General features: G+C 51.5%; 26 protein-coding genes and 1 other annotated feature. Of the genes, 14 read left to right on the top strand and 12 right to left on the bottom strand.

Annotated features, from left to right (window positions below; genetic code table 11):
• The first annotated feature begins 127 nt into the window (after positions 1–127).
• Positions 128–856, top strand: a complete 729-nt coding sequence (locus R50912_RS33905) for a YutD family protein (RefSeq protein ID WP_042239498.1) — start codon at positions 128–130, stop codon at positions 854–856.
• Positions 857–1,022: 166 nt separating this feature from the next.
• On the opposite strand, the gene R50912_RS27605 is transcribed toward R50912_RS33905, so the two are convergent.
• The 4 genes from R50912_RS27605 to ylbJ all read right to left on the bottom strand — a co-directional run bounded on the left by R50912_RS27605 (position 1,023) and on the right by ylbJ (position 6,037).
• Complete coding sequence (locus R50912_RS27605) at positions 1,023–2,474, bottom strand: S41 family peptidase (protein WP_052416724.1); 1,452 nt, start codon at positions 2,472–2,474, stop codon at positions 1,023–1,025.
• Between the two features lie 35 nt (positions 2,475–2,509).
• The gene (locus R50912_RS33620) at positions 2,510–3,691 is read right to left on the bottom strand and encodes a copper amine oxidase N-terminal domain-containing protein (protein WP_081956686.1); all 1,182 of its coding nucleotides are present in this window, start codon (positions 3,689–3,691) and stop codon (positions 2,510–2,512) included.
• Between the two features lie 217 nt (positions 3,692–3,908).
• The gene (locus tag R50912_RS27595; protein WP_042239496.1) at positions 3,909–4,706 is read right to left on the bottom strand and encodes an NAD kinase; all 798 of its coding nucleotides are present in this window, start codon (positions 4,704–4,706) and stop codon (positions 3,909–3,911) included.
• 80 nt (positions 4,707–4,786) lie between these two features.
• Positions 4,787–6,037, bottom strand: coding sequence for a sporulation integral membrane protein YlbJ (gene ylbJ, locus R50912_RS27590; RefSeq protein WP_042239495.1), 1,251 nt, complete (start codon positions 6,035–6,037; stop codon positions 4,787–4,789).
• 430 nt (positions 6,038–6,467) lie between these two features.
• Between ylbJ and R50912_RS27585 the strand changes: the two genes are divergently transcribed.
• Together R50912_RS27585 and R50912_RS27580 are read left to right on the top strand one after the other, a co-directional pair.
• Positions 6,468–6,851 (top strand): globin domain-containing protein, encoded by a 384-nt coding sequence (locus R50912_RS27585; RefSeq protein WP_042139845.1) that lies wholly within the window; start codon positions 6,468–6,470, stop codon positions 6,849–6,851.
• Positions 6,852–6,878: 27 nt separating this feature from the next.
• Complete coding sequence (locus R50912_RS27580; protein WP_042239494.1) at positions 6,879–7,583, top strand: DUF2225 domain-containing protein; 705 nt, start codon at positions 6,879–6,881, stop codon at positions 7,581–7,583.
• A gap of 129 nt (positions 7,584–7,712) precedes the next feature.
• Here the strand turns inward: R50912_RS27580 and R50912_RS27575 are convergent, their stop codons facing one another.
• Both R50912_RS27575 and R50912_RS34555 read right to left on the bottom strand, forming a co-directional pair.
• Complete coding sequence (locus R50912_RS27575) at positions 7,713–7,943, bottom strand: hypothetical protein (RefSeq protein ID WP_039307194.1); 231 nt, start codon at positions 7,941–7,943, stop codon at positions 7,713–7,715.
• Positions 7,940–8,095 (bottom strand): YycC family protein, encoded by a 156-nt coding sequence (locus R50912_RS34555; RefSeq protein ID WP_081956685.1) that lies wholly within the window; start codon positions 8,093–8,095, stop codon positions 7,940–7,942. Before R50912_RS34555 ends, R50912_RS27575 begins: the two co-directional genes overlap by 4 nt.
• 104 nt (positions 8,096–8,199) lie before the next feature.
• On the opposite strand from R50912_RS34555, the gene R50912_RS27570 reads away from it, so the two are divergent.
• Both R50912_RS27570 and R50912_RS27565 read left to right on the top strand, forming a co-directional pair.
• On the top strand, positions 8,200–9,999 hold the full coding sequence (locus R50912_RS27570; protein WP_042239492.1) for a M3 family oligoendopeptidase: 1,800 nt from the start codon (positions 8,200–8,202) through the stop codon (positions 9,997–9,999).
• Between the two features lie 385 nt (positions 10,000–10,384).
• Positions 10,385–10,795, top strand: coding sequence for a hypothetical protein (locus R50912_RS27565; RefSeq protein WP_042239489.1), 411 nt, complete (start codon positions 10,385–10,387; stop codon positions 10,793–10,795).
• 132 nt (positions 10,796–10,927) lie between these two features.
• Here the strand turns inward: R50912_RS27565 and R50912_RS27560 are convergent, their stop codons facing one another.
• On the bottom strand, positions 10,928–11,161 hold the full coding sequence (locus R50912_RS27560; protein ID WP_039307200.1) for an alpha/beta-type small acid-soluble spore protein: 234 nt from the start codon (positions 11,159–11,161) through the stop codon (positions 10,928–10,930).
• 107 nt (positions 11,162–11,268) lie between these two features.
• The gene (locus R50912_RS27555) at positions 11,269–12,234 is read right to left on the bottom strand and encodes an aldose 1-epimerase (protein WP_042239488.1); all 966 of its coding nucleotides are present in this window, start codon (positions 12,232–12,234) and stop codon (positions 11,269–11,271) included.
• Positions 12,235–12,368: 134 nt separating this feature from the next.
• Positions 12,369–12,613, top strand: a binding site (T-box leader).
• Between the two features lie 63 nt (positions 12,614–12,676).
• On the opposite strand from R50912_RS27555, the gene trpS reads away from it, so the two are divergent.
• Complete coding sequence (trpS, locus tag R50912_RS27550) at positions 12,677–13,666, top strand: tryptophan--tRNA ligase (RefSeq protein WP_042239487.1); 990 nt, start codon at positions 12,677–12,679, stop codon at positions 13,664–13,666.
• Here trpS and R50912_RS27545 read toward each other — a convergent pair.
• Both R50912_RS27545 and R50912_RS27540 read right to left on the bottom strand, forming a co-directional pair.
• Positions 13,663–13,854, bottom strand: coding sequence for a hypothetical protein (locus R50912_RS27545; protein ID WP_042239485.1), 192 nt, complete (start codon positions 13,852–13,854; stop codon positions 13,663–13,665). The genes trpS and R50912_RS27545 overlap by 4 nt on opposite strands.
• Before the next feature lie 530 nt (positions 13,855–14,384).
• On the bottom strand, positions 14,385–15,389 hold the full coding sequence (locus R50912_RS27540) for a metal-dependent hydrolase (protein ID WP_042239483.1): 1,005 nt from the start codon (positions 15,387–15,389) through the stop codon (positions 14,385–14,387).
• A 259-nt stretch (positions 15,390–15,648) separates the two neighbouring features.
• On the opposite strand from R50912_RS27540, the gene cyoE reads away from it, so the two are divergent.
• Together cyoE and R50912_RS27530 are read left to right on the top strand one after the other, a co-directional pair.
• Positions 15,649–16,581, top strand: coding sequence for a heme o synthase (gene cyoE, locus R50912_RS27535; protein WP_042239481.1), 933 nt, complete (start codon positions 15,649–15,651; stop codon positions 16,579–16,581).
• Positions 16,582–16,637: 56 nt separating this feature from the next.
• A complete protein-coding gene (locus R50912_RS27530) occupies positions 16,638–17,255 on the top strand; it encodes an SCO family protein (RefSeq protein WP_156123368.1) in 618 nt (205 codons plus the stop codon).
• Between the two features lie 98 nt (positions 17,256–17,353).
• Here R50912_RS27530 and R50912_RS27525 read toward each other — a convergent pair whose 3' ends face one another.
• Together R50912_RS27525 and R50912_RS27520 are read right to left on the bottom strand one after the other, a co-directional pair.
• Positions 17,354–17,704, bottom strand: a complete 351-nt coding sequence (locus tag R50912_RS27525) for a DNA primase (RefSeq protein WP_042239479.1) — start codon at positions 17,702–17,704, stop codon at positions 17,354–17,356.
• A gap of 181 nt (positions 17,705–17,885) precedes the next feature.
• Entirely contained in the window at positions 17,886–19,061 is a 1,176-nt protein-coding gene (locus R50912_RS27520; RefSeq protein WP_042239477.1) for an MFS transporter, read from the bottom strand.
• Between the two features lie 256 nt (positions 19,062–19,317).
• On the opposite strand from R50912_RS27520, the gene R50912_RS27515 reads away from it, so the two are divergent.
• The 6 genes from R50912_RS27515 (at position 19,318) to R50912_RS27490 (ending at position 26,931) form a co-directional block, all read left to right on the top strand.
• Positions 19,318–19,761, top strand: coding sequence for a hypothetical protein (locus R50912_RS27515; protein ID WP_042239475.1), 444 nt, complete (start codon positions 19,318–19,320; stop codon positions 19,759–19,761).
• Positions 19,762–19,812: 51 nt separating this feature from the next.
• Positions 19,813–20,955 carry a transglutaminase domain-containing protein gene (locus R50912_RS27510; protein ID WP_042239473.1) on the top strand — a complete coding sequence of 381 codons (1,143 nt, stop codon included), beginning with the start codon at positions 19,813–19,815 and terminating at the stop codon, positions 20,953–20,955.
• Between the two features lie 111 nt (positions 20,956–21,066).
• A complete protein-coding gene (locus R50912_RS27505; protein WP_042239471.1) occupies positions 21,067–23,148 on the top strand; it encodes a peptidoglycan D,D-transpeptidase FtsI family protein in 2,082 nt (693 codons plus the stop codon).
• A gap of 92 nt (positions 23,149–23,240) precedes the next feature.
• Positions 23,241–25,331, top strand: a complete 2,091-nt coding sequence (locus tag R50912_RS27500; protein WP_042239469.1) for a peptidoglycan D,D-transpeptidase FtsI family protein — start codon at positions 23,241–23,243, stop codon at positions 25,329–25,331.
• Between the two features lie 72 nt (positions 25,332–25,403).
• The gene (locus tag R50912_RS27495; protein ID WP_042239467.1) at positions 25,404–26,183 is read left to right on the top strand and encodes a Cof-type HAD-IIB family hydrolase; all 780 of its coding nucleotides are present in this window, start codon (positions 25,404–25,406) and stop codon (positions 26,181–26,183) included.
• A 262-nt stretch (positions 26,184–26,445) separates the two neighbouring features.
• Complete coding sequence (locus R50912_RS27490) at positions 26,446–26,931, top strand: DUF456 domain-containing protein (protein ID WP_042239465.1); 486 nt, start codon at positions 26,446–26,448, stop codon at positions 26,929–26,931.
• Positions 26,932–26,948 lie beyond the last annotated feature (17 nt).

The following is a 26,948-nucleotide window of genomic DNA, read 5'->3' as shown; positions in this document are numbered from 1 at the left end:
ACTTCAACCGCCCAGCGGTTTGAAATGAAGAAATCAGACAACAACAGCGGCCGGAAATTCAAAATCCCGCGGAATGACGGCTTATCAACGCCTCAAACCCTCTCATAGAAAGGCAGGCGACACACGCTTGATCGTTATAGGTGGAAAAGGTTACGAGCTCATGCTCGATCATAAGGACGGCTGGAACCCGGAAGCATTTCGCGGTAGATACAGCGAGGTGCTGGATCGCTACGATTATATTATCGGCGACTGGGGGTACAGCCAATTGCGTCTGAAAGGCTTCTACCGGGATAATCACCCCAAGGTGAACCGGGATACGGCTATTTCAGGCATGGTGGATTATATTAATGAATACTGTAATTTTGGCTGTGCGTATTTTGTACTGCACAAGCTGAAGGAGGCTCCGCAGGAGGGAACCTTCAAGGATATTCTGATAAAGGAAGTTCCTGAACCGGGAACGGAGGAAGAACTGGAGCAGGAGTCTGCCGAGCCGGCAGGGAATGTGAAAGATCACCGCGAATCCCCGTCTAAGGCAGGGAACCGGGATAAGGATAACGCAGGCGGTTCAGGCCGGGAGCATGCTGCCAAAGACAGACCTGTGCGTGAGCACCAGAGCCGGAATCACCGCAACAAGGAGCAAGGCAAGAAGAACCATAAAGAGTTCCAGGGCAGAGGCCAGCAGCAGGGGAATCAGGGTGGCAATCAAGGTAACTCAAATAAGCAGAACAAAGAAAACAGAGAGAACAGTCCCAACAGACAGAACAACCAGAGCAAGCAGGATAACCAGAATAATCAAAACAATCAAAACAAACAGGATCACCAGAGCAGCCAGAATCCGAATAACAGCCAAGGGTAGGCAACGCTTGTTCCCGGTGCGGGTATTCTACAGGTTTTCTCCGTTGTTTCGGTGCATTTCCCGGCAGTGTCGCTTAGACGCTGCTGATAACTGAAAGAGTCCCTTCAGCCATATGGCTGGAGGGACTCTTTCGATGTTAGTGCTGTATTTTAGCTATGAAATCCAATTATTTAACCGATAATTTCAGCTGATTCTGGGCAGCGTTGTAGCTCCACGTAAGCAGCGGGAACTTCTTCTTGAAGGCACCCAGCTCGATGAAGGTTTCGCCGTCCTGGTATAGCGCCTCTTTGGCGGCCAGGGTGAATCCGGAGCTTTTGCCGGCTCCAGTCGTAATCAGCACCTTCTTGTTCTTCGCGTCCCAGGTTACTTCACTCTCTACAAGCGCGGACAGTACGCGGGAGGAGGCATAGACTTTATCCCCCTGCTTGATCAGACCGACATTTCCGGCAAAAGCAGCACCGTCGATATCGAGAATATGATTGTCACCGGAGGCTGTGATTCCGGTCAGTCCGGCGATTTGCAGAGCGGTGATCAGCTGGGCCGTTTTTCCCTTGATCTCAATATCAGGAGCGAGTCCGATGTGGTTGAAATCCTCTTTGCTTGGAGTCAGATACTTCATCGTTGTCAGCTTCAGCTCGCCGCCGTCCGACATAGGAATCAGACTCTGAATCCGCGCCTTGCCGTACGAACGGGTACCGACGATTGTAGCCAGTTTGTTGTCGCGGAGTGCCCCGGTCAAAGCTTCGGAAGCACTGGCGGTGTATTCATTGGTCAGTACAACAACGGGAACACCGATTTTGCTGCCGCTTGTGATCGTTACAGGTGTCAGTACGCCGCTCTGATCGGAGGTGTACATCATAATACCGGCATCCATAAACTTGGCGGCAATGTTCTGGGCGCTATCCATGTAGCCGCCTGTATTGTCACGCAGATCGAGCACCAGTGACTTCATTCCGGCTGCCCGCATTTTATCCAGCGCTGTGGAGAACTCTTCGTCAGCGGTCTGTGTGAAGCCGTTGATGGCAATATAGGCAACCTTGGACCCGATAATTGTGCCGGTAACGGATGTTGTGGTAATTTCACTGCGGGTAACGCTGTAGGATTTGCTAACGCCGTTCCGCTGGATCAGCAGAGAGACCTTCGTGCCAGACGCGCCGGCAAGCTCATCGCCTGCCGTATCATCTACCCGTACACCGTTGATCTTAAGAATGGTATCCCCGCGTTTCAAACCGGCTTTCTCTGCGGGGGAACCGCTCATCACCTCTTCAATGTAGAGTTCTTTGGGCGTATATACGAGCCGGACGCCGATGCCGACATATTCCAGATCAACCGCATGGCCGAAGTCCGCAGCTTCCGCCTGATCGAAATATTGGCTGTAGGGATCATCCAGCGTACTTACCATGCCGTCAATCGCACCACGGATAAGCGTATCCTGATCAATACCCTCCACATTGTAGTACTCAAGATACTCCATAATTTCATTGATGATATCCGTTTTGGAGGATTGCACAGCTTCAGTGGAAGCAGCAGCGTCTGCGGCCGAAGCGGCAGGAGCCCAGGCGATGGATAAAGCCAAGCAGCCGCTGAGGGCTGCAGTAAGGATTCTGGCTGATTTCATAAGTTCATACATCCTTTTGATATATTTTTGAAATGCTAGGATTGCGCACTATCAAAGCTGATGTGATAAGTGTCGTCAATGGTCCATGCGCCGCTTTCCGATTTGCTCAGAATGAAGATGAGGGACTGGGTGTAGCTCTCTCCCGATTCACCGTCTTTAATAGAGACTTCCGTGTAGACGGCAGCTTCGTCGGCCCCATAATAGTAGATATTCGCATTCGTCAGCGAGTAGCTGAGATCATAGGAATCGAACAGATCCTGCAGATCGGCTGCACTGGCAGCGTCATATTCCTCACCGTAAGAGGTCATTAGTGCCTGGGTTCCATCAACATTCTGGGTAGTCATATTCTGATAATATTTGCTGAGATTATCCTTGATTACTGTGGCGTCATTCTGTGGAAGCACCGCCTGCTTCATGCCTTGTTCACGTGTAAGCAGCACTGTGGATTCCTGTACCTCCATTCCGGAGATTTTCCAGGACCCGTCCTTACGGACCAGTGTGTACAAATATTCGAACTGCTCATCCGGGATATAATATCCGCCAGTTCTAACCGAGCTTTCGACAGTGTAGACAGTAGCCTCGTCTCCGGCAAGACTCAGAATCTTAAGGCTTTTAATAGTATTCTTGAGGTCGTACAGCTCGAACAGGGAATTCATATCCGTTACAGATTCCATATTGTCGGATTCGGAATCTACCAGGGAGTAGAAGCTGATGGCTTTTTCTTCATTATAATATTTATTGGATAATTGAATGAGTGCTGTAATATCCTTCTCATCGCTGGAGGAGGATTGCGGTACGGTAATTTTCACGCTCCGGCTGGCTGAATCCCAGACGGCTGTTCCGCCGGTGGCTTCAGCTATGAAACGCAGCGGTATGTAAGTTGTACCTGCCGAAGAAACCGGAGCAACCGTAAGCTGCTTGACGGTACCGTTGACAGTAGCACGTTTGCTGCCGACCTTAAGGCTGATATTCAGGCCTGTCCCTGTCCCTGTAACAGTTCCAGTCTTGGAATCCCATAGCACCTGCAGCCCGAGCTTCTCGAATATAACCCGGAAAGGCACCAGCACCGTATTATCCTTCAGATAAGGGGTTCCGGCGGTGAAGGTAAGATTGCTGTTGTTTATGTAGACTTTGATAGGTTTCTCTGCTGCAAAGGCGGGAACGGCCAGTACGAGGGCCAGCAGGCTCACGCCAATGAGGGATAGTAGTTTTTTCAATAGATTCTCTCCTTTTAATTAGCAAACTTTGTAAAATAGGTTCATTATACCATCTGAAAATTCCCTCTGTCCATTTCTTGTGAACGATGCTCCGGAGGTAGTAGGACTCCGGACAGGCGGCATGATAAAGCCGGAGAGGCGGGGCATCTCCGGCTGTAAGAGCAATGGATAGCAGACGTATCATTTGGTTCGGATATCCTTCTATTCCCCAGAAATTCTACACTAGAAACGCTTCACGGACACGGTTCCAGAAAGGGAAAGGGCGGTACCGGGCAAAACTGATTTTTTTGTCGGACACCTGACAACGTACAGAGATCAGGTCATCCACAGGAATATTGTTATGGTCCACGGTCAGCAGCAGACGCTGATCCTTGCGCGAGAAAATATCGCAGTGATGATGCTTGGGCAGCAGCAGAGGTGAACCCATCGTGCGGAATACCCGGTTATTAATCGAAGCAATCTCCGAAATCTGCAGCGCCTCAATCGTGGGATGCACCATGGCGCCTCCCAGACTTTTGTTATAAGCGGTACTGCCGGAGGGGGTAGAGATGCAAATGCCGTCACCGCGGAACATTTCGAAGGTTACATCGTTAATATCAATCTGGATGACAACCGTTCCGTCTACGCCTTTAAGTGTGAATTCGTTCAGGGCAATATGCGAGCTTGAACCGGACTTCTTGTGAATTTCCAGTTCAAGGAGCGGATACTGCACCATACGTGGATTATGCGGCCCAATATCTCCGCACATATAATCAATCAGGGTCGGCAGCTCTTCAGCTTGCCAGTCCGCATAGAAGCCCAGATGCCCGGTATGCACACCGACAAAAGCCAAATCTGGAATCTGGTCGATAAACGTATGGAAAGCATGCAGCATGGTGCCGTCCCCGCCGATCGATATCACAATTTCCGGAGACTTGGCATCCAGCTCCAAATCCCGCTCCGCCGCCAGCTTGTGAAATTGCTCCGCTAGTTGGATGGACAATTCATCTCCGCGGTCCAGAACATAATATCTCAAGATGTACAGGCTCCTTTGTATGATTCAGTCATACACCGATCATAATCAATCTTGACCCGGAACACAATATTTGAATCAAGTTAAAAACGCCGCAGCCTGCCCGCCAGCAGCATCAGCAGCGACAGCACAAGCATACAGGCCAGCAGCAGGCAGAGCAGGCTGATGCTGCTGAACAGAGCCGAATCCGGTGAAGCCAGTCCGGAGGCAACGGGCAGCGCACCCCACTGTCCGGCCAGTCCTGAGCTGACCACCGGCTTCCAGAGCAGAAGAACAAGTCCGGCAGAGAGGAGGGCATGCACTAACCGTGCGATCATAAAGGGAAGGTAACGCAGTCCGGTGCCATTCAGTATACTGGCTACCTGGGCGTGAACGGATAATCCTCCCCAGGAGAGGATAAATGCTGCAGCGGTTACCTTGAACTGCAGCGGAATTCCTGCAGCCGCTTCTCCGGCCGAGCGGGCACCGAGTGTCACCTCGAATAACCCGCTGACCAGAGCGGCTGAGAGCCCCGGCGGTAATCCGGCCAGGGACAGCAGCTGTCCGGTGGTACTGAACAGCATGGACATAATTCCGGCGCGGGCAAGCAGCTCCATCAGCACATTGAAGAATACTACCAGCCCTCCAACGACAATAATAAGCTGCAGCGAGGACTGGATGGCGTTCCTAAGCAGTTCGCCGAGACTTCGGCCGTCTTTACGGCGGGCTTCAGCCATGGCATTCATCGCGGTGCGCAGTCTGCCGTAACTTGGTCCTGACGGGGCTGCAGATGAGGGTGCTGCGGGCGTAGCGGGAGCTGTCCCGGAGTCCCCGGTCCTGCTGCGGCCATGAAATGACATCAGCAGGCCGACGATGAATCCGCCCCCGTAATGGGCAAGGGCGAGGATAAGCCCGAGGGAGGCATCATGGAAGAATCCGACGGATACGGCGCCAAGCAGGAAAATAGGGTCTGAGGAAGTGGTGAAGGCCACCAGCCGTTCCCCTTCCACCTTGCTGATCATTCCCTGCTCCCGCAGCTTGGCGGTTAATTTGGCGCCGACGGGATATCCTGACACATATCCCATGGCAGCCACGAATCCGCCGCTGCCGGGTATATTGAAGAGGGGGCGCATAAGCGGATCAAGCAGCGCCCCGAAGAGATGGACGATGCCAAAGCCCAGCATGATTTCGGAAATGACGAAGAAGGGGAACAATGAAGGAAACAGCACGTCCCACCAGACGGCTAGCCCGCGAAGTGCCGCATCCAGAGAGCTGGACGGATGGATCAGCATCAGCAGCATGCAGGCCGCCAGCACGATACCGAGCAGCGGACCGGCAATTTTGTTCAGTGTCATCGGGTGGCACCTCCAATTCTATGCTTAGTTGTATGCCGGAAGTGGGACAAACAGCACAAAAATAACACGGAAAGCGGTTACATTTACCGGTGCTTTTTCACCGGAATTATGATACTATAAAAATTAAATAATGCACATTTGATCAAGAATGATTTAAGGGATGGAGTGATGGTGATGAGTGTAGTTGCCGGAGTTCTTGTTTGTGCTTTTGTATATGTAATCCGGGTCTCTCTTGTCCCGCCTGGTGATGAAGAATTTAGAACTTACTGACTACAGTAGTTAACGAGCGCTGAACTTAGGTTTGGCGCCTTTTTTTGTGTTTTTTCCCTTAGGGTGCATGTCTTAAGGCAGGGATAACTGTCGAGCTTATTTTTTGGTATAATAAAATAACTGCTTATCAGATTAAAAGGGAAGAAGGCTGAAGCCTCCAATGAATTCGAATGAGAGTCTATTTGACAACCTGGGAGGTGCCGAGGGAGTTCACCGTCTGGTGGAAGTGTTCTACTCCAAGGTACAGCTCCACCCGCAGCTAAGTCCGTTATTTCCCGAAGATATTACTCCTGTACTGGAGAAGCAATATCAGTTTCTAAGCCAGTTTTTTGGTGGTCCTGCCCTTTATTCGGAGCAGCACGGCCATCCCATGATGAGAGCCAGGCATATGCATATTCCCATCACTCCGGAACGGGCGGATGACTGGCTGAACTGCATGAAGGCCGCACTTGAAGAGACCGGTGTGGAAGAGCCGCTGCGTTCGTTCGTACTAAGCCGGCTGGCGGGTCCTGCGCATCATTTTGTCAATATGCCCCATGAATAAGAGCTGCTGTGAAAGGATGAGGGCGTTTTGCCGGAATTAATCCCCCTGTATTCAATTAAGGTTGTATGCTGCAACTGCGAACATGAATTTTCAACATCCAGAGTACGTCCCAGTCTCAAAAAAGCCATCCGCCGTGATGCTGATTTCTGCTCGTATTACAAGGATGAGAATCCTGACTATTATGTTGTACGTGTCTGTCCGAAGTGCGGGTTCGCATCCACGGAGAATTCAGCAGACAAACTGGTGGAATGGCAGCGCAAATCTTTCGAAGCGCAGGTGGGCAGACGCTGGGTAACCCGTGACTTTGGGGACAAGCGCAGCTGGGAGGTCGCTCTGGAGACTTACAAGCTGGCCCTGATCTGCGCACAAAGCATCAAGGACAAGGAACGGATCATTGCAAGTCTGCTGCACCATATTGCCTGGCTATACCGCTATCAAGGGGATATGGTACAGGAGCAGCGTTTCTTGCGTTACTCGCTTGATGAGTATGTGAAGGTGTTCGAGAATGATTCCTCGGGAGGAAATGATGCCCGTCTGATGTATCTGATCGGGGAGCTTAACCGCCGTGTCGGCGATTTCGCTATGGCTGTGAGGTGGTTCTCCCGTGTGATTAATGACCAGAGAATTGTGGATGCGGCTATGATCCGCGCTTCACGTGAACAGTGGGCCATTCTGCGGGAGCAGATGCGCGGAGAAGAGATTGATCCGGACGGCCTTCCGTCGGCTACATAGAGAACCGCACTTGGATTATGAATGTCGGTCGGTCCGGAGTCATCCGGACCCCGAAAAGGCGTAGAAGAGAAAACTCCTCATACGCCTGGTATTTGGTGACTGAAGCCGGGGGGAACTGTCTTCCGCTGCTTAGCGGACAGCCCGATCGAATAGCAAATAGTCCCCGTCATTGTCGATGACCGTGGGGCTGGCACTGCAGCAGGGGAAGACCAGCAGCTTTTTTTTGCCGTCACGCACGATTTGCAGCTCTTTGGGCTTCATAGGCAGAAGAACATTCTCCTGGTCGCAGAACGGGCAATATTGTACGTACATGTCTCCCAGAATAATATCATAAGGCCAGGTATGGCTGAAGGGAATCATTGCTTGTCCTGCTCTGAACTTGCTTTCTTGGATAATTCGGCGATTTTTTGCAGCAGGATATGTTGAGGCATATGCATCAGGTGTTCCAGCGGAACGCCGAGTTGTTTGGATAACGTAATGGCCGTTTCCGGCGAAATTTGCAGTGGCTTCACAAGGGTGGCCTCCTTAACATTGGTGGACTATCGTAATTCACTTTACCATGGCTGCAGCACAAATACAAAGAAAACCAATATGAACAAAGGAACGGTGAGAATACATGAAACAGCCTTTATCATTGACATGGGAACTGGATTCCATTTTCCCTGGAGGTTCGGCTTCCCCCCAGTTTGAGAGTTTTTTGAACCATCTGGAAGAAGACATTGAAAGCTTGCGCCGGCAGGTCGCTGCGGCAGTTGCGCCAACCGATGCTGCGTCCACGGAGTCGCTGGACGGTGTGATCGAACTGCTGCAGAGCTGTGCCGGACGGCTCACGCAGGCTTCAGAATTCACCGGCTGTCTGGGAGCCCAGAACCAGCAGGACAAAGGGGCTGTAAGGCTGTCGTCCAAGGTAACTGGCATGCGGGCCGGTTTTGAGGGCGTCAGCTCTGCATTCGATAATGTGCTGCGCCAGACTCCGGATGGGGTGTGGGCTGAATGGATGGACCGGCCGGAGATTGCCCCGCTGAACTTCGTACTAAGTGAGAGCCGTGATCTGGCCCGTGAGAAGATGAGCCCGGAGCTTGAGAGCCTTGCGCTTGAACTGGCAGTTGATGGATACCATGGGTGGAGCGAGCATTACGAAACGATCGTGAGCCGGGTCCAGATTCCTTTTGAGGATGAAGAGGGCATGAAGCTGCTATCTGCCGGTCAAGCCTTCAACAAGCTGGATGACGAGGACCCTGAGGTCCGCAGCGCCATGTTCCGCAAATGGGAAGAGGCCTGGGCCGGCGCTGCTGATTATTGTGCCGACACCCTTAACCATCTGGCCGGATTCCGCCTGAAGCTCTACAAAGGCCGGGGCTGGGAGGATGTGCTGAATGAGCCGCTTGGCATTAACCGTATGACTCGGGAATCGCTCGATGTGATGTGGGAGGTTATTACGAAGAACAAGCCTGCAATTGTGTCCTATCTGCAGCGCAAGGCGAAGCTTCTTGGTCTGGAATCTCTGGCTTGGGTTGATGTGGAAGCGCCTGTAGGCAAGTCCTCCGGCAAAATCCCTTATGAACAAGCGGCAGCCGACATCGTCACCCAGTTCCGCAAATTCAGTCCGAAGCTGGCGGACTTCGCCGAACAAGCTTTCGACAATGACTGGATTGAGGTCGAAGACCGTGCAGCCAAACGTCCCGGGGGATTCTGCGTATCATTCCCGGAGAGCAAAGAATCGCGCATTTTTATGACCTACAGCGGTACTCCGTCCAATGTATCGACGCTTGCGCATGAGCTCGGTCACGCCTATCATTCGTTCCTGCTGGATGACCAGCCGCTGTTCAATCAGAACTATGCCATGAATGTGGCTGAGACGGCCTCAACCTTCGCCGAAGTCATTGTGGCTGATGCGCAGGTGAAATCCGCAGGCAATGCTGAGGAGAAGCTGGCGCTGCTTGAAGCGAAGATTCAGAACAGCGTAGCGTTCTTCATGAATATTCACGCCCGCTTCCTGTTTGAGACCCGCTTCTACGAGAAACGCAAAGAGGGTCTGGTGAATGCGGAAGAACTGTCTGCCCTGATGGAAGAAGCGCAGAAAGAAGCCTTCTGCGGTGTGCTCTCGGAGTACCACCCGCATTTCTGGGCCTCCAAGCTTCATTTCTATATCACGGATGTGCCGTTCTACAACTTCCCTTACACCGTCGGATATATGTTCAGTACCGGACTGTACCGGCTTGCGTTGCAGGAAGGTGCATCCTTTGCTGATAAATATGACAGCCTGCTGAAGGATACCGGAGTCATGACACTGGAGAATCTGGTGTCGAAGCATCTTGGCGTGGATTTGTCCAAGCCGGATTTCTGGCAGGGGGCCGCAGATTTGATTGCTGCAGATATTAATGAATTCCTGGAAATGACAGCACATCTGGCCTAAGAATTTGTCGGAAATAAGGCGAATTGATTTTTTTGCAGTAAAACAATAGCTATAGAATATGGTACGAATACGCAAAGTCCCTGGATACAGGGACTTTTTTAGTTGTGTTTTTGTCGAAAAAAGGCGATAAAAGGATGGATTTAGCTAATGATATTAAGAAATTTGCGCATTCATAGGGATAATAACCCAATTATGTTGAATAATGTTGTATGCATTTAATTAGTGACCTATAATGTGCCTAAAGCCTTATATAAGGGCTGTTAGACTGATACTTTACTACTCTGTATTTTTACACACAAAACTTAAGCCATAGGTTATTGAAGCGGCTTTTGTGAAGCTGAATCATGGAACTTGTATCACCCACAAAACTTCTAGGAGGATATGTATGTTGAGAACGGAACAACTATCGCTGGCAAGACAAATCGATCTGGTGTTTAAGGAACTGCAGGAAGAATTGTCAGGATTGACTTCCGGTATCGTATTTGTACAAATCAGAAATAACATCATCGGCAAGTTCGGCATCCGTCATAATCCGCTTGCCGGGCGCAGCGGGAGCTATGCAGCGGAGCAGGAAGGATTAACGAAGGGTCAGCAATCTTCTTTCCGGGTGATGGCTCTGGAGAGCCTGAAGTATAAGAAGCGCTGGACTCATGGCGAGATCAGCTATGAATTTGCCGTCCGCCAGGGGATGGTGGTGGTGGATGCGACACTGGAGTCTAATTACAATATGGCCAACCTGATGATCCGCTATCCCCGCAGTAACCATGGAGATGTCTCCGACCAGTCCTTTGGCTGATTACCCGATTATATATATCTTGCATACCCATATAAAAAGCCCCCCTGCGCTTCGACGAGAAGCGCGGGAGGGCTGCGAAGCTGCTCGGCCTAAGCTATGAGGCTTGGCCGGATACTTATGATAAGGCTGTTACTACGAACGACCGGACAGTTGTTGCTCTGCCAGTTGCACCAGACGTTTGGTGATATATCCTCCCAAAGAACCGGTTTCGCGGGAAGTGTAGTTCCCATAATAACCGTCAGCCGGGATAGTTACTCCAAGCTCTTGTGCTGCTTCATATTTCAACTGCTGCAGCGCTGCATTCGCTTGAGGAACGACCAGGTTGTTAGAACGGCTACCACGACCTTGTTGACCTGCTTGACCCATGTTTGTTCACCTCCTTCGCCCGTTGTGAAGATAGTATGAGCGCTAGGGAGAGAATTCATGCACGAATTTCGAAGGTTTAGAGGCTGGTAATTATATGAAATTTACCCTCAGGGATAAATCATCTGCAAGCTGCTGCCAAGCACCAGTGTCTGGCCCGGTTCAAGCGTAAGCATTCCTGTGAAGGAAGCGTCCTGCTGGAGATTCGGCGCATCCGGAAGCCAGGTGAGCGGTTCAATGCAGAGGAACTGGTCAGCCTCTCCTTTGGTATAGAGGACCCAGTGGCGGAAATGTTCCTTGTCCACCGAATAACGCAGTCCGTAGCCGTCATCGCGCATGAGTAACGCTTCGGCAGGCTGATGATCATCCATCCTCAGGGCCGTATCCAGATTCTTGCCTTGGAGGTTCATATGGCTGTTAAGACTATCGAATTCACCGAGCGGTAATAAATGTCCGCTGGGCAGGAGTTCGTTATTTAGCTCATAAACGCTTTGCACAGGGAGTGTTATGCTCCAGCGCTCAGGGGCGCCGTCCAGCATAAACCATGTATGATAGCCGATACCAAATGGAATGCGACTGCCGCCCAGATGGGTAACCTTAAGTGTCTGCACCAGGTCAGGCCCCTGCAGGCGGAATGTCATCTCAAGCTTCAGCGGCTCGGGAAATTGCCTGATCCACTCCGGATCATCCGTAGTTGTGAATTCGGTTGTTACCGCGCAGCCTTCCTCGTCTTCTTCAATATCGCTGACACACCAGGCTTGGGTACGGTGCAGGCCGTGAATATGATGATCGCCTGAATTCCGGTCGAACTGGTAGCTGGTGCCATCGAACGCGAACTGCCCGTTTCGGATACGGCCGGGCGGTACCAGAAGCGGAATGCCAAAGTGATAAGGTTTCTGAATATAAAAAGCCAAGTCGCTTTCATCAGGCTGGCGCAGGATTTGCCGCTCCTCCTTGCGGTCCCATAAGGAAATTACATTGTTCCCCAGCCGGGGCAAAAGCGTGACTTCCAGCTCACGGCTATGCAAAATGTACGTATCATAACCGTTCCACTGCCCTTTGGTCACCTGTTTCATAAGAGATATGCTCCTTTGATAAACTGTAATCAGATCATACACGAATATCCTTATCATACCAGATTTAAGTGACGGTGGTTAGAGATTTGACAACTTCTCCGGCACGCACTATGATGAAGGCAACAATGAATGACAACAACGTGATGACAGGGACAAGTAAGCAATGGACTGCACCTTCAGAAAGCCGGTGGCTGATGTGAACCGGTGGTGCACCTCTGACCGAATGGACCCTTGAGCGCCGCGATCGAACGGGCTGAATAAGCCTTCAGTAGACCGGCCGGCTCTTCCCCGTTAACGGAAGCTAAGGCTGCTTGCCTGTCCCCCAGGGATGACTTAGGAGCAGCGAATAAGGGTGGTACCACGGTCTCACGTCCCTTGCGGATGTGGGGCCTTTTTGCGTCCTGGCGCACACGGAATATACAGATGATGGAGGATAAAGATCATGGCTAAAAAGGTATTATCGGGGATTCAGCCCAGCGGTTCGCTCACACTCGGAAATTACATCGGAGCGATCAAGAATTTCGTCAAGCTTCAAAGGGAATATGAATGTTACTTTATGGTGGTGGATCTGCATGCCATTACGGTTGCCCAAGATCCCGCTGCCCTTCGTGAGAATTCGGAATCGGTAGCTGCATTGTATCTGGCTGCAGGCATTGATCCTGCCATCTCCCATGTCTACATGCAGTCCCACGTGCCTCAGCATGCTGAGCTGGGATGGATTCTGACGACACTGACTGCTATGGGTGAGCTGGAACGGATGACGCAGTTTAAGGATAAATCGGCAGGCAAAGAATCCGTAGGAGCCGGATTATTCGTGTATCCATCGCTGATGGCTGCAGATATCCTGGTCTACAACGCCGATCTGGTACCGGTGGGTGAAGACCAGAAGCAGCATCTGGAGCTGACCCGCGACTTGGCGGGGCGCTTCAATCACCGGTTCGGTGATTTCTTCACTATTCCTGAGCCGTATATTCCTGAAGTCGGAGCGCGGATTATGTCTCTGGATGACGGGACCAAAAAAATGAGCAAAAGCGACCCTAATGCCGGCAGCAGAATCGGTCTGCTGGATCCGCCGGATATCATCCGTAAAAAGATCAGCCGCGCAACCACGGATTCAGGACGCGAAGTGGTATTTGATCCGGCCAATAAGCCTGAGATCAGCAACCTGATGAGTATCTATGCCGAATGCTCGGGAATGAGCCTCCAGCAGATAGCGGACAAGTATGAAGGGCAAATGTACGGCGGCTTCAAAAAAGATCTTGGCGAAGTAATCGTTGCCCTGCTTGAACCCATCCAGCAGAGATACCATGAGATCCGCAGCTCAGGCACACTGGGCGATATTCTGGCTCAAGGTGCCGAAAGCGCGCGCAGCAGTGCTGCCCGGACACTGGAAGGCGTGAAGGAACGGATGGGCTTCCTGCCTTACCGTTAAGAGGAGGGCAGCTTGCGCTCGGCCTTGCGTCTCAGCCGGGCTTTGATGATGAAGCCCCAGCCAATGTTGAGCACGCACAGGGTACCGAGCAGCAGCGCCAGCCAAATGTTATAGCTGATTGAAATGGAAGCTGCCGTAAGTATGAGAATTGAAGAGCAGGCGAACCACAGTGACAGACCTTTACCCATATGTTCCAGCCTTCCTTTCTGCTGCAATAGCGGTGGAGTGAGTCCCGGAGTGCTTTATGCACCCCGGGATTTTCAATTCATATCATGAACTATTAACTGTAACCGCTTTATTGTGATTGTGCCTTATGCGGTCCGGGGCGTCAAGAGGCGGCAAGAGAAATAGACCTCAGGAAGATTTAACCTGCTGGTTAAGCTTAGCTAGAGATAGGAATGTTTATGTAAAGGTCCAATGACGGAATCCTGCACAGAATACAACATTTCCTTTATTAAATCGCCCTAATTGAAAATTGTTGCACAAAAGGCAACATTCTTCTCCTCCATAGCCGCTAAGCGGGGGGATTGCTGTATTTCATACAACAATTCTTAAAGTAATCCCAATATCTAAGGCTCAGAGTTGCATTATATACAACACTCTCAACATCCCGGCCGGACAATACAGGGTGAACTTCAACTCATTGCCACATAAACTAAAAAGCTGGCATCCGCAAGGGCGGATGCCAGCCATCTTCAGGTATGCATTGTTTACGCTGCTAGGTCTTAACTGTTCCCGGATCAATGGCGAAGCGTTCATCCAGCTTCTCACTGCTGAGCCAGCCTACATAAGTATTCAGCGGGTGATACTGGTTGTCCATGACCAGTACTGCAACAAACGGGAATTGCTTACGGTGTAAATAACGAACATCCCCCCAGCGTACAATATAACCCGAGGGCAGCTCTTCGACCTCGGCGACAGCGTAAGAGGTAAAGTACAGAAAAGCCTGAATATCCGGATGGGACTTCGAATGTTCCACAGCGGGGTGAGTGGAGCACACCGCATGCCTGAACCATTCCAGCTTGCCGTTGTTCAGCAGTCCGACGTTGTAGCTGCCATCCGGCTTGGCTTTGACCACGTTCCAGCGTGTAGGCGAAATCGTAGGGATGACATAGTACCGGTCACCAGCATTATGGTGCACATCCTTGTTCTTGATGTTACGTGTGATACGCGCATGTACGAGCGTCCGCCAGATGTAATACAAGACGATGCTTGCATATAGGGTAATGAACAAGGGTGCCGGAGGCACAATCCCGCTGATCCAGAGAATGATCGCTGCCGCATGGCTGCCGAAGATGAACGGGTCGAAGATGTGGATAATATTCCAGGCAATCCATTTCTCGGTGAACGGGCGTGCCGCCTGGGTCCCATAAGTGTTGAACAGATCCGAGAACACATGGATGGCAACGCCGATGAAGCTCCAAAGCGCAATATGGCTTAAGGCATGGAGATCCGTTAATCCGAAGACCGGACCTATGACCACTGTGATCAGAGCCGGCCATAACAGTAAAAAGGGCAGGGAATGGGTGATTCCCCTGTGATTGCGGATATAAACCGCGTTGTCCTTCAGCCGCAGCGCAGTATCGGCATCCGGTGCCTGAGAAGCGAGTACAGTAGCAACCATCACGGCACCGGCAAGTGTCCCATTCGAGGCGACAGAAGGATCAACGAACGACAGACCGGCGAGTCCCAGTCCCATAACAAAATGTGTAGCGGTATCCATTTGGCCAGATCTCCTTTATACGGAAGTTCCCTATTAATAACTACCCAATTTAGCGCCAAGTTATTTAGGGGGAGGAAATAAATATTGTCACGTAATTGTCGAATTGATGAACATCATGGTCAATGATTGTCAAAGTCTTTCCCAGTTTGCTATGATAAAGTTAATAGCGGAGCGAGTAATATTATCCAGCGTACAGCCGAACAGTTACTCAGGCTCCGGCGGAACGTTAAGAAGTCCCTTAGAAGGAGGAACACCATACGTGGACAATCAATTGAGATATCAAGCTTCTTCCGATTCCGCATCAATGTCTGCCAAGTCTCCACCGGAAGGTGCAAGCTGGCGCGACTTCATTACGGTGACGAAACCCGGTATTATCCGTTCCAATCTGATCGCTGCTTTTGCAGGCTACTGGGTGGCTTCAGGCTGGGATGTACAGTATGGACGATTAATCCTTACCCTGCTTGGCACAATGCTGGTTATGGCCTCTGCCTGTGTTTTCAATAATTATTTCGACCGGGATCTGGATATGAAGATGGAAAGAACCCGTGAGCGGGGCTTGCCTACAGGTAGGCTGAAGCCTCAGACAGTGCTGCTGTACGGCATTGGGCTGGGTATTGCCGGCCTGGCTGTGCTGTTTGCTTTCTGCGGAGTACTGGCCGGACTGTTTGGCATCGTCGGGATGTTCGTATATGTTGTAGTGTATACCCTTTGGCTCAAAAGAACATCTACCTGGAGCACTTCCGTGGGAGCCATTTCCGGTGCCATGCCGCCTGTAATCGGTTATGTTGCTGTTACCGGAACCGTAGACCTTGGTGCCTGGCTGCTGTTCGCCATGCTCTTCCTGTGGCAGCCGCCCCACTTCTGGGCACTTGGTATCCGCCGCAAAGAGGAATACAGGGCGGCAGGGTTCCCCCTGCTTCCAGTGGTCAAAGGGACACGCCGTACCAAGTTCCAGATGATCCCTTATGTGGCACTGCTGCTGCCCATTCCTGTACTGATGTACATGTATGACTATGCAGGGATATTTTATCTCATTGTGTCGTCAGCTTTGTCGCTGGCCTGGCTCTATTTAACCTTAATCGGATTTAAGGCGAAGGATGATGATGCCTGGGCCAAGAAAAATTTCTTCTTCTCCATTAACTATCTGACCATAAGTCTGATTGTGCTTGTATTGAATACGGTCCACGGTTAATTTTTAGATACACACGGTGGAAGTACGGATTCTTATGATGAATGGGGAGGGGTCCTGTGCAGACCTTGAAACGCTATAAATGGACCTGGCTGATGCTGCTTGCAGCGGTAATTATGGCCATCTATCTAGCAGTGAATTCGCTCAGCTTCGGAGACAAGAAGCTGCCGGTCGTCGGGGAGGTACAGGACTTCTCTCTGGAGAATGTGGATGGACAGCAGGTGAGCCTGGCGGATACGGCAGGCAAAGCAAGGCTGGTCTATTTCTTCTTCACCGAATGCCCGGATGTGTGCCCTATTACTACCTACATGCTGTCACAGACGCAGGATCTGCTGGTGAAGGATGGCAGCTTTGGCAAGGATATTGAATTTGTCTCCATTTCCTTTGACCCGGAGAACGACACACGTGAAGCGATCAAGGCATTTGGCGACAAGTTTCATGCCGATTATAACGGCTGGTATTTCCTGCGCGGGGATCAGGAGCAGGTACGTAAGCTGGCGGCTGAATCATTCAAGGTTCTGATCTACGGCAACAGTAAGGATGATTTCGCCCATGCCAACCTTATTGGTCTGGTAGATCGGACCAACCGCCTCAGGGCATTATATGATGCCGGGGATACGGAGAATGTGACTCCGGAGTTTCTGGCTGAATCGGTTAAGAAGCTGGCCCGTGAATAGATTTGCCGGAATAAACCAAACGCCTTGCCGGACCCCCTCCATTTAAGGAGGGACCAGCAAGGCGTTTTTTGGTGTTGAACTACAGACCGGAGGAGCAGCTAGCTGTTACTGAACGGCTGCGGATAGAGAATATATTCCTCAAGGCCGGCTTTTTCGAGCTGTGTGATACTGTATTCGTCAGGAGTGCCTTCGACACCGGCGTAACCCCGCCGGGTATACATATGCACCGCATCGGGAAAGGCGTCTCGCAGAACGCCGCGGATTTTTTTGCCGGAGCTGTCATTGTCCAGATACAGGTATACTTCTCCATCACCGACGGTGCGGCGCAGGGATTCAAGCTTGAGTGTGTTCAAGGTGCCGAAAGTGCACAGAATGTCGACCTCCGGCGCGAGCAGCCGTCTCAGCCGGCTGCGGTCATTCTTGCCTTCGACAATAATGGTGATGGACATAGGTGCTCACTCCCGGATCGTAGTTGGTTATGACGATATTGTACCTAAGCTTCGCCAATTTTAACAGTTCAAAGAGCAATATGTATTCATTCCCCGGGAAATGTCGTAAAAACAAACGTCATCAAACAAACAATCACCCGGCAGGGAAAATGCGGGTGATTGCTGGCGAATGCGGCTGGAATCAGGCGGCGTGGCTGTTCAAGCCCGGAGAATAAGCAGCGGGACTGCCGGATCTTCCGGGAGGAAGCAGCAGAAGGGCTGTCATCAGCAGCACGAAGGCAATGAAGTAAGGGGAGACATAGTCCCTCAGCTGTCCGGCGGCTACCGGCCCGGCAAATGCCCCTAGAGACATGGCGATGGATTGCAGCGAGAAGGTACGTCCCATCCGGCCTGCACCGCCCAGACTGATGAACAGGGAGGCCATCGCCGGGAATAACACACCTTTGGCTGCGCCAAGTATGAATAGAATGATTCCGGCCGGTATGCTGCGGAAGGCGGCCAGACTGAAGAAGCAGATGGCCATTCCCAGCAGTGCAGCAGCAATGCGGATGCCAGGGGCCAGCCGGTTCAGGAAGAACAGGCTGAGGGTCAGGAGTGCCCCCAGGCTGAGCAGCGACAGTAGAATTCCGGTTGAAATCATTCCGTCTCTTCCTTGAGACAGCGGAAGTTCAAAGAAGAGTACCCCTTGGGAACAGGATACGAAAAAAGGCAGCAGATAGTAGCGCTTAGAGACTGGAATGTCAGCTGTCAGTGGAATCGCCGCTTTCTCCTGCGGCAGCGGCACAGCGTGTGCGTGTGAAGCCAGCGCAGGAGAATGCTTCGGCACGCTGAAGTAAGCCATCACGCCTGTTAAGATCAGCAGCCAGCCCAGGGTACTGAAGGTGCCGGAATAGCCGGCCTTGAGAACAATGAATGCACCGGCCGCCGGTGAGACCACAGAAGCCAGCGTGTGGATGATCCCATGGCCTGACATGTACTTGCCCTGGGTAGCCGGGTCAGAGGAGAGAGAGGCCAGCAGGGTCATGCAGGCAGGCGAGAGGAAGGCCAGCGCGAAGCCGCTTGCTGCGCGCAGCAGCAGCAGATGCCAGGGCAGCTGGGCATGGGCCTGCAGCAGCAGAATTAGCCCGGCTGCTGTAAGAGCAAAGACGATGTAACGGCGGCTGCCGTTGCGGTCAACCAGTACACCGGCCAGCAGGTTGCCGGGGAGGTGGGTCAGCGAATACATTCCCATCATCCAGCCTATGAAGGCAGGGCCTGCTCCCAAAGACATGGCAAACGGCGTCAGAATGGGATACTGGGCGTGCAAATCAAAGAATGCCAGAAATAGAAACAGATACAGCCACAGTGCGGTTTTCACGGGTGACACCTCCAGGTTGTTGGCCAGCCGATGAGTAATGGGAAGGGATTCACTTGGAAGAAACGGCCTACTTGTACTTTACGTGCGCCGGAGGGGGCTTATACCATTTTCTTGGCCAATCCCAGTATGCGCTTCTGCAGCCCGGGAACCATGAATTATAAGAGGCATTCATGTATAATCATTATTATTAAGGATATGTCAGACGGGACAGGAGTCCCGGCGTGGCGAAATTTGCGATAGGGGTGTTGTGAAATTGATGGATCCGGCAGTGTGGTCACAATTTATCAGAGAGAATTGGCTTGTTATCGTTATTGCGCTTGTCCTGCTGTTTGCAGTAATTAATCTCGTTAAGACTGTACTGAAATGGGCAATTGTTATCATTATCGTTGCAGGCCTGTTCATCTACAGCGGGGTGACCATGGATCAGATAGGTAATGCTGTTAACAAAGTGGCGGACGGGACGGTCAGCACGCTGAAGAAGGAAGCGCAGGAAGTTATGCTTAAGGAAGCGCAGGAGGCGGTGTATACCTCCGGCGGTGACGGTACTTTTACAATTACGACTCCCAATCTCGAAGTGAAAGGCTCCGCCGCAGAGGATAAGGTTGAAGTGATCTTCCGCGGGGTCAGTCTTGGAAAGTGGAGTGTAACAGATACTACCAAAACATTTATTGACGAAGCCCGGAAACAGGCCGGCAAATAATAGTGCAGTTGAACCAAAGGCTAAATAGCCACAGAAGGAGGAGCGCGAGAGATGCTGAACAGCTGGATAGATAGTCTTAGTGAGGCCAATATCATCTCGATCGTCCTGCTGGTGGTCGTGCTGTTCTCCGTACTGCAGGGATGGGGCCGGGGCTTCAAAAGAGCGGCCGGAGGGCTGTTCGGACTGCTCGGCTCCGGAATAATGGCGATCGCGGCCCTGATTATGGCTGTTCCGGCCGCTGTATACCTCTCGCCACTAGCCGGGGAGTGGGCATCCGGCGTTGTTCTGCCTGACATCCGGATGAGCCAGTGGCAGCAGGTGTATTATACAGCTGTATCGGTGCTGGCGAACTCGCCGCTTGTGCGGTTCCTCCTCCTCCTCCTCCTGTCCTACAGTCTGATCCGCCTAATGCTGGGTCTGCTGTTCCTGCTGCTGCCTTTCCGCCTGCCGCGGTTTTCGTCAAGGCCGGGAGGGAAGATCACGGGGGCCAGCCGCTTAAGCGGAGCCGTTCTAGGCTTTGCCGCCGGGCTCGCCCGTGCACTTGTTCTGGTCTTTGCGCTTTATATCGGCGTAGGCCTAAATCCGGACAGCGGCTTCAGCCGCTACGTGGAATCCTCGCCGATCTACAGCCAGAGTGCGGCGGCGGTATTTGAGCCGCTGGCCGGTGAACAGGTCCGGGGTAAGCTTCCGGTGCTGACCAAGGCGGTAGCCGCCGAGATGAATGATATTTTGCGGCGCAAATATGAAGTGATCGACCATGATATTTCCGCGGACATCGCTGGTGCAGCCGCAGATATTGCCGGACAGGCTGACGGGGATGAAGAGAAGGCCAAGCTGCTCTATGATTGGATCGGCTCACGCATCACCTATGACTATACCAAAGCAGAGAACTATGAGCAGAAACGGATCTGGCATGAGCAGACCCCGCAGGATACCTTTGATACCCGGCTGGGGGTATGTATAGATTATGCCCGCCTCTATGCCATGATGGCCCGTTCGCAGGGCATTCAGGTGCGGGTTGTAACCGGCAGGGGCTATGACGGGCAGGGCGGTTATGGTCCCCATGCCTGGAATGAGGTCTATATCAGCAGCAGGGAAGCCTGGATTCCGCTGGATTCTACCTGGGCCAGCAGCGGGAACTGGTTCAATACCAAGGATTTCGATTCAACGCATATCAAGGAAAACATCCTCTGACAAGAAGCGGGAGCTCCTCCATCTATGGTACAATAACAGCGTGTAAGAAGAGCTCTGCCTTTGGACTACCGGATATACGGTTTTGCATAACATACAAGGAGAGGACATGCTGTGAGATGGTTCGGTAAGCCGGGCTCCCGCCCGGATGGAGGTTCTGCCCGAAACTACCTGAGTTTACGCATAAATCTGTTTTTCTTCGGCACTTTTTTTATTTTTTGCATCATTATTATCCGCCTTGCAGGGCTGCAGTTTGTGGAGAGTCCTGAGCTTACTGAGGTCGAGGCCAGCCGGGAGACCAAGGATGTGCCGCTTGCGGCGATCCGGGGAATTATTCATGCTGCCGGCGGCGAGAAACTTGCCTATTCCACATCCATACAGTCGTTATATATCACTTTAACCAAGGAATATACAGCCAAAGCCAAGAACAAGGACACCGGAGTATATGACTTCACTGCTGAAGCCAAGGCAAGTACGAATTCACTGGTGGCGCGGCTCACGTCAGTTTTTAATGAATATGGTGATCCTTCCGCCAAAAAGCTCTCGCAGGAGGATATCCTTGCTCTGCTGGATCTTGATTATAAGAAATCACTCGGCTATGTCCCGCGCAAAATCAAGACGGGCCTGACGGTGAAGGAAGTCGCTCATCTCATGGAGAACAAGGAACGCTATCCTGGATTAGCTGTTGTGGAAGAAAGCGTCCGCCATTATGACAAGGATACAGTGGCAGTTCAGACGGTAGGCTATATGAAGCTGTTCCGTTCGACAGAGGACTATGATATATACAAGAATATTCGTAATGCCATGAAACAAACGGGCGCTGATCCCGGCCTGGCTTACAGGGAAGATGAATTTGTCGGTATCTATGGTCTCGAGCAGCAATATCAGCGAGAACTTAGGGGAAAGAATGGTTATCAGACCCTCTCCGTTAATCCGCAGAACATGGCTGAGGAAGTCATTGCATCGGTTCCGCCTGTCAAGGGCAACGATATCTGGACGACGATCAATAAAAGCGTGCAAATGAAGACAGAGCAGGCGATTATGGATCAGATCAGCTGGCTGCATACCAATCCGGTCCAAGGCAAATATCATCCGGATGCCCTGACCGGGTATGCGGTTGCGATGGAAGTCGATACAGGCAATGTAGTCGCAATGGCCAGTATGCCGGACTATGATACAAATGTCTGGAACGCCGAGAAGCTGCTGCCGGAAGTGTATGAGAAGATTAAGAATAATAACCAGAACGGCACGATTAACCAGAATACCTCCGGTGTCTCAGGGAATGGCCTGAAGTCACTGATTTTCCTGGGTTCCACAATCAAACCGTTAAGTGTGTTAGTTGGTCTCAATGAAGGTTTATTCAACACGACTGACACTTATATAGACAAGGGAATCGCGTATTTCGGCAAGGATGACAGTTCCTCCGTAAGCAATTCCTCCGGCCACGTCCTGGGGCCGCTTGATCCCGCTAAGGCGATCCAGGAGTCATCCAATGCTTTTATGGTAGACTGGGTCGGCAATGCACTCTATAAGAAGTATCAGGGTGAAGGAATCGCAGTGTGGGACAAGTATATGAAGGCCTTCGGACTTGGGGTGTCGACACAAAGCGGACTGCCGGGTGAGAGTGCCGGAGTTGCCGATTATATCAATACGGAGCAAGCGGGCTCTGTCCAGGCGGCGTTAGTCTTTGCTTCCTTCGGTCAAAAAGGCAAGTATACCGCACTGCAGCTTGCCCAGTATACAGCAACGCTTGCCAATGAAGGGGAACGGATCAAGCCGCAGCTGGTCAGCAGGATTACAGATGCCGAGGGCCATACGGTTAAGGGATTCGGACGGGAAGTTCTGGACAAAATTACGTTTGATCCTTCGTACTGGAAGGAGATCAAGCAGGGGATGAACACGACAGTTAAGGTGTTTGACGGATTCCCGTATGACTTCGCCCGCAAGACAGGGACCTCTGAAATGGATGCGTACGGTGCGGTCCGTGACAACGGAGTCTTCATTGCTTATGCTCCGCGTGAGCATCCCAAGCTTGCTGTAGCGGTGATTATTCCGGAAGGCGGCTTTGGATCGAACAGTGCTGCACCGGTGGCCCGTAAAATATTTGAAGCCTATGACTCAGAATACGGGCTCGATGGAGTTCCCAAAAAAAATCTTCCGCCAGTAGCGCAGGAACAAGAATCGACTGTCAACTAAGAGATTTATATTATTTTTCCCGCTGAAACGGTGCTGTCCTTAGTAAGGACGGCCAAGCCGTTTCCACTTGAGATGTAGAGGAGTGAAAAACTGTGAGTGTTTTCCGAAAGCAGGCCTCTCCCCCGGATGAGAAGGACAGCAAGAGTTCGCTTGGCCTGCGGCTCAACGTGTTTTTCTTCAGCACGTTTGTAATTTTTTGCGTAATTATTATCCGTCTGGCTGTGGTGCAGTTTGTGGAAGGACCTAAGCTGACTGAGGTGGAGACCAGCCGGGATACCAAAAGTGTACCGCTCGCGTCCATCCGTGGTGCAATTCGCGCAGCCGGAGGAGAAGAAATTGCCTATTCGACCTCCGTTCAATCGCTGTATATCACCCTGACAAAGGAATATACGGCCAAAGCCGTGGATAAGGAGACCGGAATCAGTGCACTGAAGCCGGAATCGAGAGCTAACGCCTATGCGCTGGCAACCCGGCTGGTCGAGGAATTCGATAAACATGGTGATCCGGATGGCGAGAAGCTGACGGTGAATAATGTGATTACTTCATTGGATTTATATTTCAAAAAATATTCGGGTTATATGGCACGCAAGATTAAATCCGGTCTTACCACCCAGGAAGTTGCTTATTTCATGGAGCATAAAAGCGAGTTCCCAGGTCTTGAGATTGTTGAAGAAGGCGTGCGGCATTATGACAAGGACACGGTTGCTGTGCAGACAGTCGGGTATATCAAGCCCTTCAAATCGTCCAGTACACTTAATATCTATAAGAACATACAGAACGCAATGAAGAAGATCGATGCCGATCCCGGCCTGAACTATAAAGATGATGAGTTTGTCGGCTTTGACGGTCTGGAGCTGCAATATCAGCGGGAGCTGCGCGGCAAGAATGGTTATCAGGTCATTTCAGTGAATCCGCAGAATATGGCCGAGAAGGTTGAAGAGGTTGTGCCGCCGGTCAAGGGTAATGATGTCTGGATGTCGATTAATAAGAACGTCCAGCTCAAGACGGAAGAGGCCATTACGGAGCAGATCAGCTGGCTGCACAGTCATGCTGTACAGGGCAAAACCCACCCCGATGCACTGACGGGTTATGCCGTAGCCATGGAAGTGGATACAGGCAATATTGTTGCCATGGCCAGTATGCCGGATTATGATACCAATGTCTGGACGGCGGAGAAGCTGGATTCCGATACTTGGAATAAAATTATGGGTAACTATCAGAATGGGACGATTACTCCGTATTCTTCGGGGATGTCCGGCCATGGATTCGGTTCTACCGTATTACTGGGGTCAACCATTAAGCCGCTGAGTGTGCTTGTGGGCTTGAACGAAGGATTCTTCAGCACCTCTTACCGGTATAATGATAAAGGGATCGCTTATTTCGGTAAGGATGACAAATCCTCCGTACGCAATTCCTCCGGACATGTCTACGGTCCAATGGACCCGGCCAAAGCGATTGAGGATTCCTCCAACGTATTCATGGTGGATATGGTCGGCAAGAAGCTTTATGAGCAATATAAGGGCGAGGGGATTGAAGTTTGGGATAAGTATATGAAGGAGTTCGGCCTCGGCGTCTCCACACAGAGCGGGCTTCCGAATGAGTATCTGGGACAGATTAACTATACCGATATCAAGGCAGCGGGCAGTGCGCAAGCCGCACTGGTCTATGCCTCCTTCGGGCAGCAGGGCCGTTATACGGTGCTGCAGCTGGCACAGTACGCTTCCACGCTTGCCAATGAAGGTGTGCGCATTAAGCCGCAGCTGGTCAGCAAGATCACCGACTCTGAAGGCAATGTGGTCAAAAAGTTTGAGCGCGAGGTGCTGGATGAGGTAACGACCTTTGACCCGTCCTTCTGGAAAGAAATCAAACAGGGCATGAACAGTAAGGTTACTGCATTTACGGATTTCCCTTATGATTTTGCCCGTAAGACAGGTACCTCCCAACAGCTGGGTAAAGGGGAACTACGTGATAACGGGGTATTTATTGCTTTTGCCCCGCGTAATAATCCTAAGTTAGCAGTTGCCGTGGTCATCCCTGAAGGCGGGTTCGGCTCCAACAGTGCCGCGCCGGTCGCGCGTAAAATATTCGATGCGTATGACTGGGAGTACGGGCTGGATGGCAACCCGAAGAAAAATGTGAAGACTGCAGATCCGGCCAATGGAGAGGCCGTAAACACAAACTGACGAACCGCCGTAGCCTGATTGACAAATACACAGCTCCCGAACGGGAGACATACAAGAATGGAGGGGTGGCAAATGACTGCCAAATACCGCCTGCTTGCATTGGATATGGATGGAACCCTACTGAATGATGAACAGAAAATTACCCCCAAAACGGTGGAATGGATCAAAAAAGCGATGAATGCCGGCGTACATGTCTGCCTGTCTACCGGACGTTCGTCCCGGAGTGCGATGCCTTATGCCGTACAGCTTGGCCTGGAGACCCCGATGATTATGGTAAACGGAAGTGAAGTATGGCGCGCACCGGGGGAGCTGTACCGCCGGTCCCTGATGGATGTGGAACTGGTCAAACAGATGCATAAGATTGCCGAAGAGTTCGATATCTGGTTCTGGGCATATTCGGTGGATGAAGTATACAACCGCGACACCTGGGACGGCGAAATTGACAGCAGGGAATGGCTGAAGTTCGGTTATTCTACCGAGGATAATAATATCCGCCATAAGCTGCTGATGCGTCTGCAGGAGCTGGGCGGGCTGGAGATCACGAATTCCTCGCCGTTCAATCTGGAGATTAATCCGCTTGGCGTTAACAAGGCATCCGGCATTCTGGAAGTCTGCAAGCTTCTCGGCATTAACATGTCCCAGGTTGTGGCCGTCGGCGACAGTCTGAATGATCTGGCGGCCATCCAGCAGGCCGGATTCGGCGTAGCGATGGGCAATGCCCAGGAGACCGTTAAGCAGGAAGCCGATGCTGTTGTGGCTACGAATAATAATGACGGGATCGCGGAAGTGATCGAGAAGTATATTCTGTCGGAGGCCGGAACCTCGGCTGGTAGAATTTCTAAGCAGGCTTAGTAGATGTAGTAATGAGTTTGGGATTATCAAATTTTTTATAGCTTGATCTGAAAGACAACAATTGGTGGGAGTAACGGAGGGGAAGTTTGAAACTGTAGGAGCGGTAGCGTCCGCCTTTGTCACCGGATTTCCACCGCGCAGAGCGGTATTAATCAAGAAATCTGGGGACAACAGCGGCCGGAAGTTCAAACATTCACCGCAGTTACGAGCGACACCTTTTGGAGTTCTTTTATTGCTATCAAAACTTGAGGAGTTGAAGGAATTGACGATCCTGGGTTGGATTCTGATCATTGCTTTGTTTGCAGTAGGGCTGGCAGGAGCGGTATATCCAATCCTGCCGGGCGCGCTGGCGATTTATCTGGCCTTCTTCGTATACGGCTGGTTCTTTTCCTTCGACCCCTTCGGTCCCTGGTTCTGGATTGCCCAGACATTGATTGTGGTGGTTCTGTTCGTTGCCGATTATGTAGTCGGGGCCTGGGGTGTCAAAAAGTTCGGCGGCTCACGGGCGTCCGTCATCGGCAGCACGATCGGCTTGATTATTGGCCCCTTTCTTATTCCGGCCTTTGGTCTGCTGATCGGCCCGTTCCTCGGGGCCTTTGTCGGTGAACTGATTGCAGGCTCTAAGCCGGGTAAGGCGGTCAAGGTCAGCTTCGGCTCCTTGCTGGGGCTATTCAGCAGTACCGTAGTCAAAATTATTCTGCAAATTGTTATGGTTGTCCTCTTCTTTATCTGGATCGGACGGTATTAAATTTATTGTGAAGAAGG

It is taken from the genome of Paenibacillus sp. FSL R5-0912 (assembly GCF_000758605.1).
Taxonomy (GTDB): domain Bacteria; phylum Bacillota; class Bacilli; order Paenibacillales; family Paenibacillaceae; genus Paenibacillus_AQ.
The sequence above is the reverse complement of the archived record's forward strand: the minus strand, read 5'-3'. Positions and strand labels throughout refer to the sequence as shown.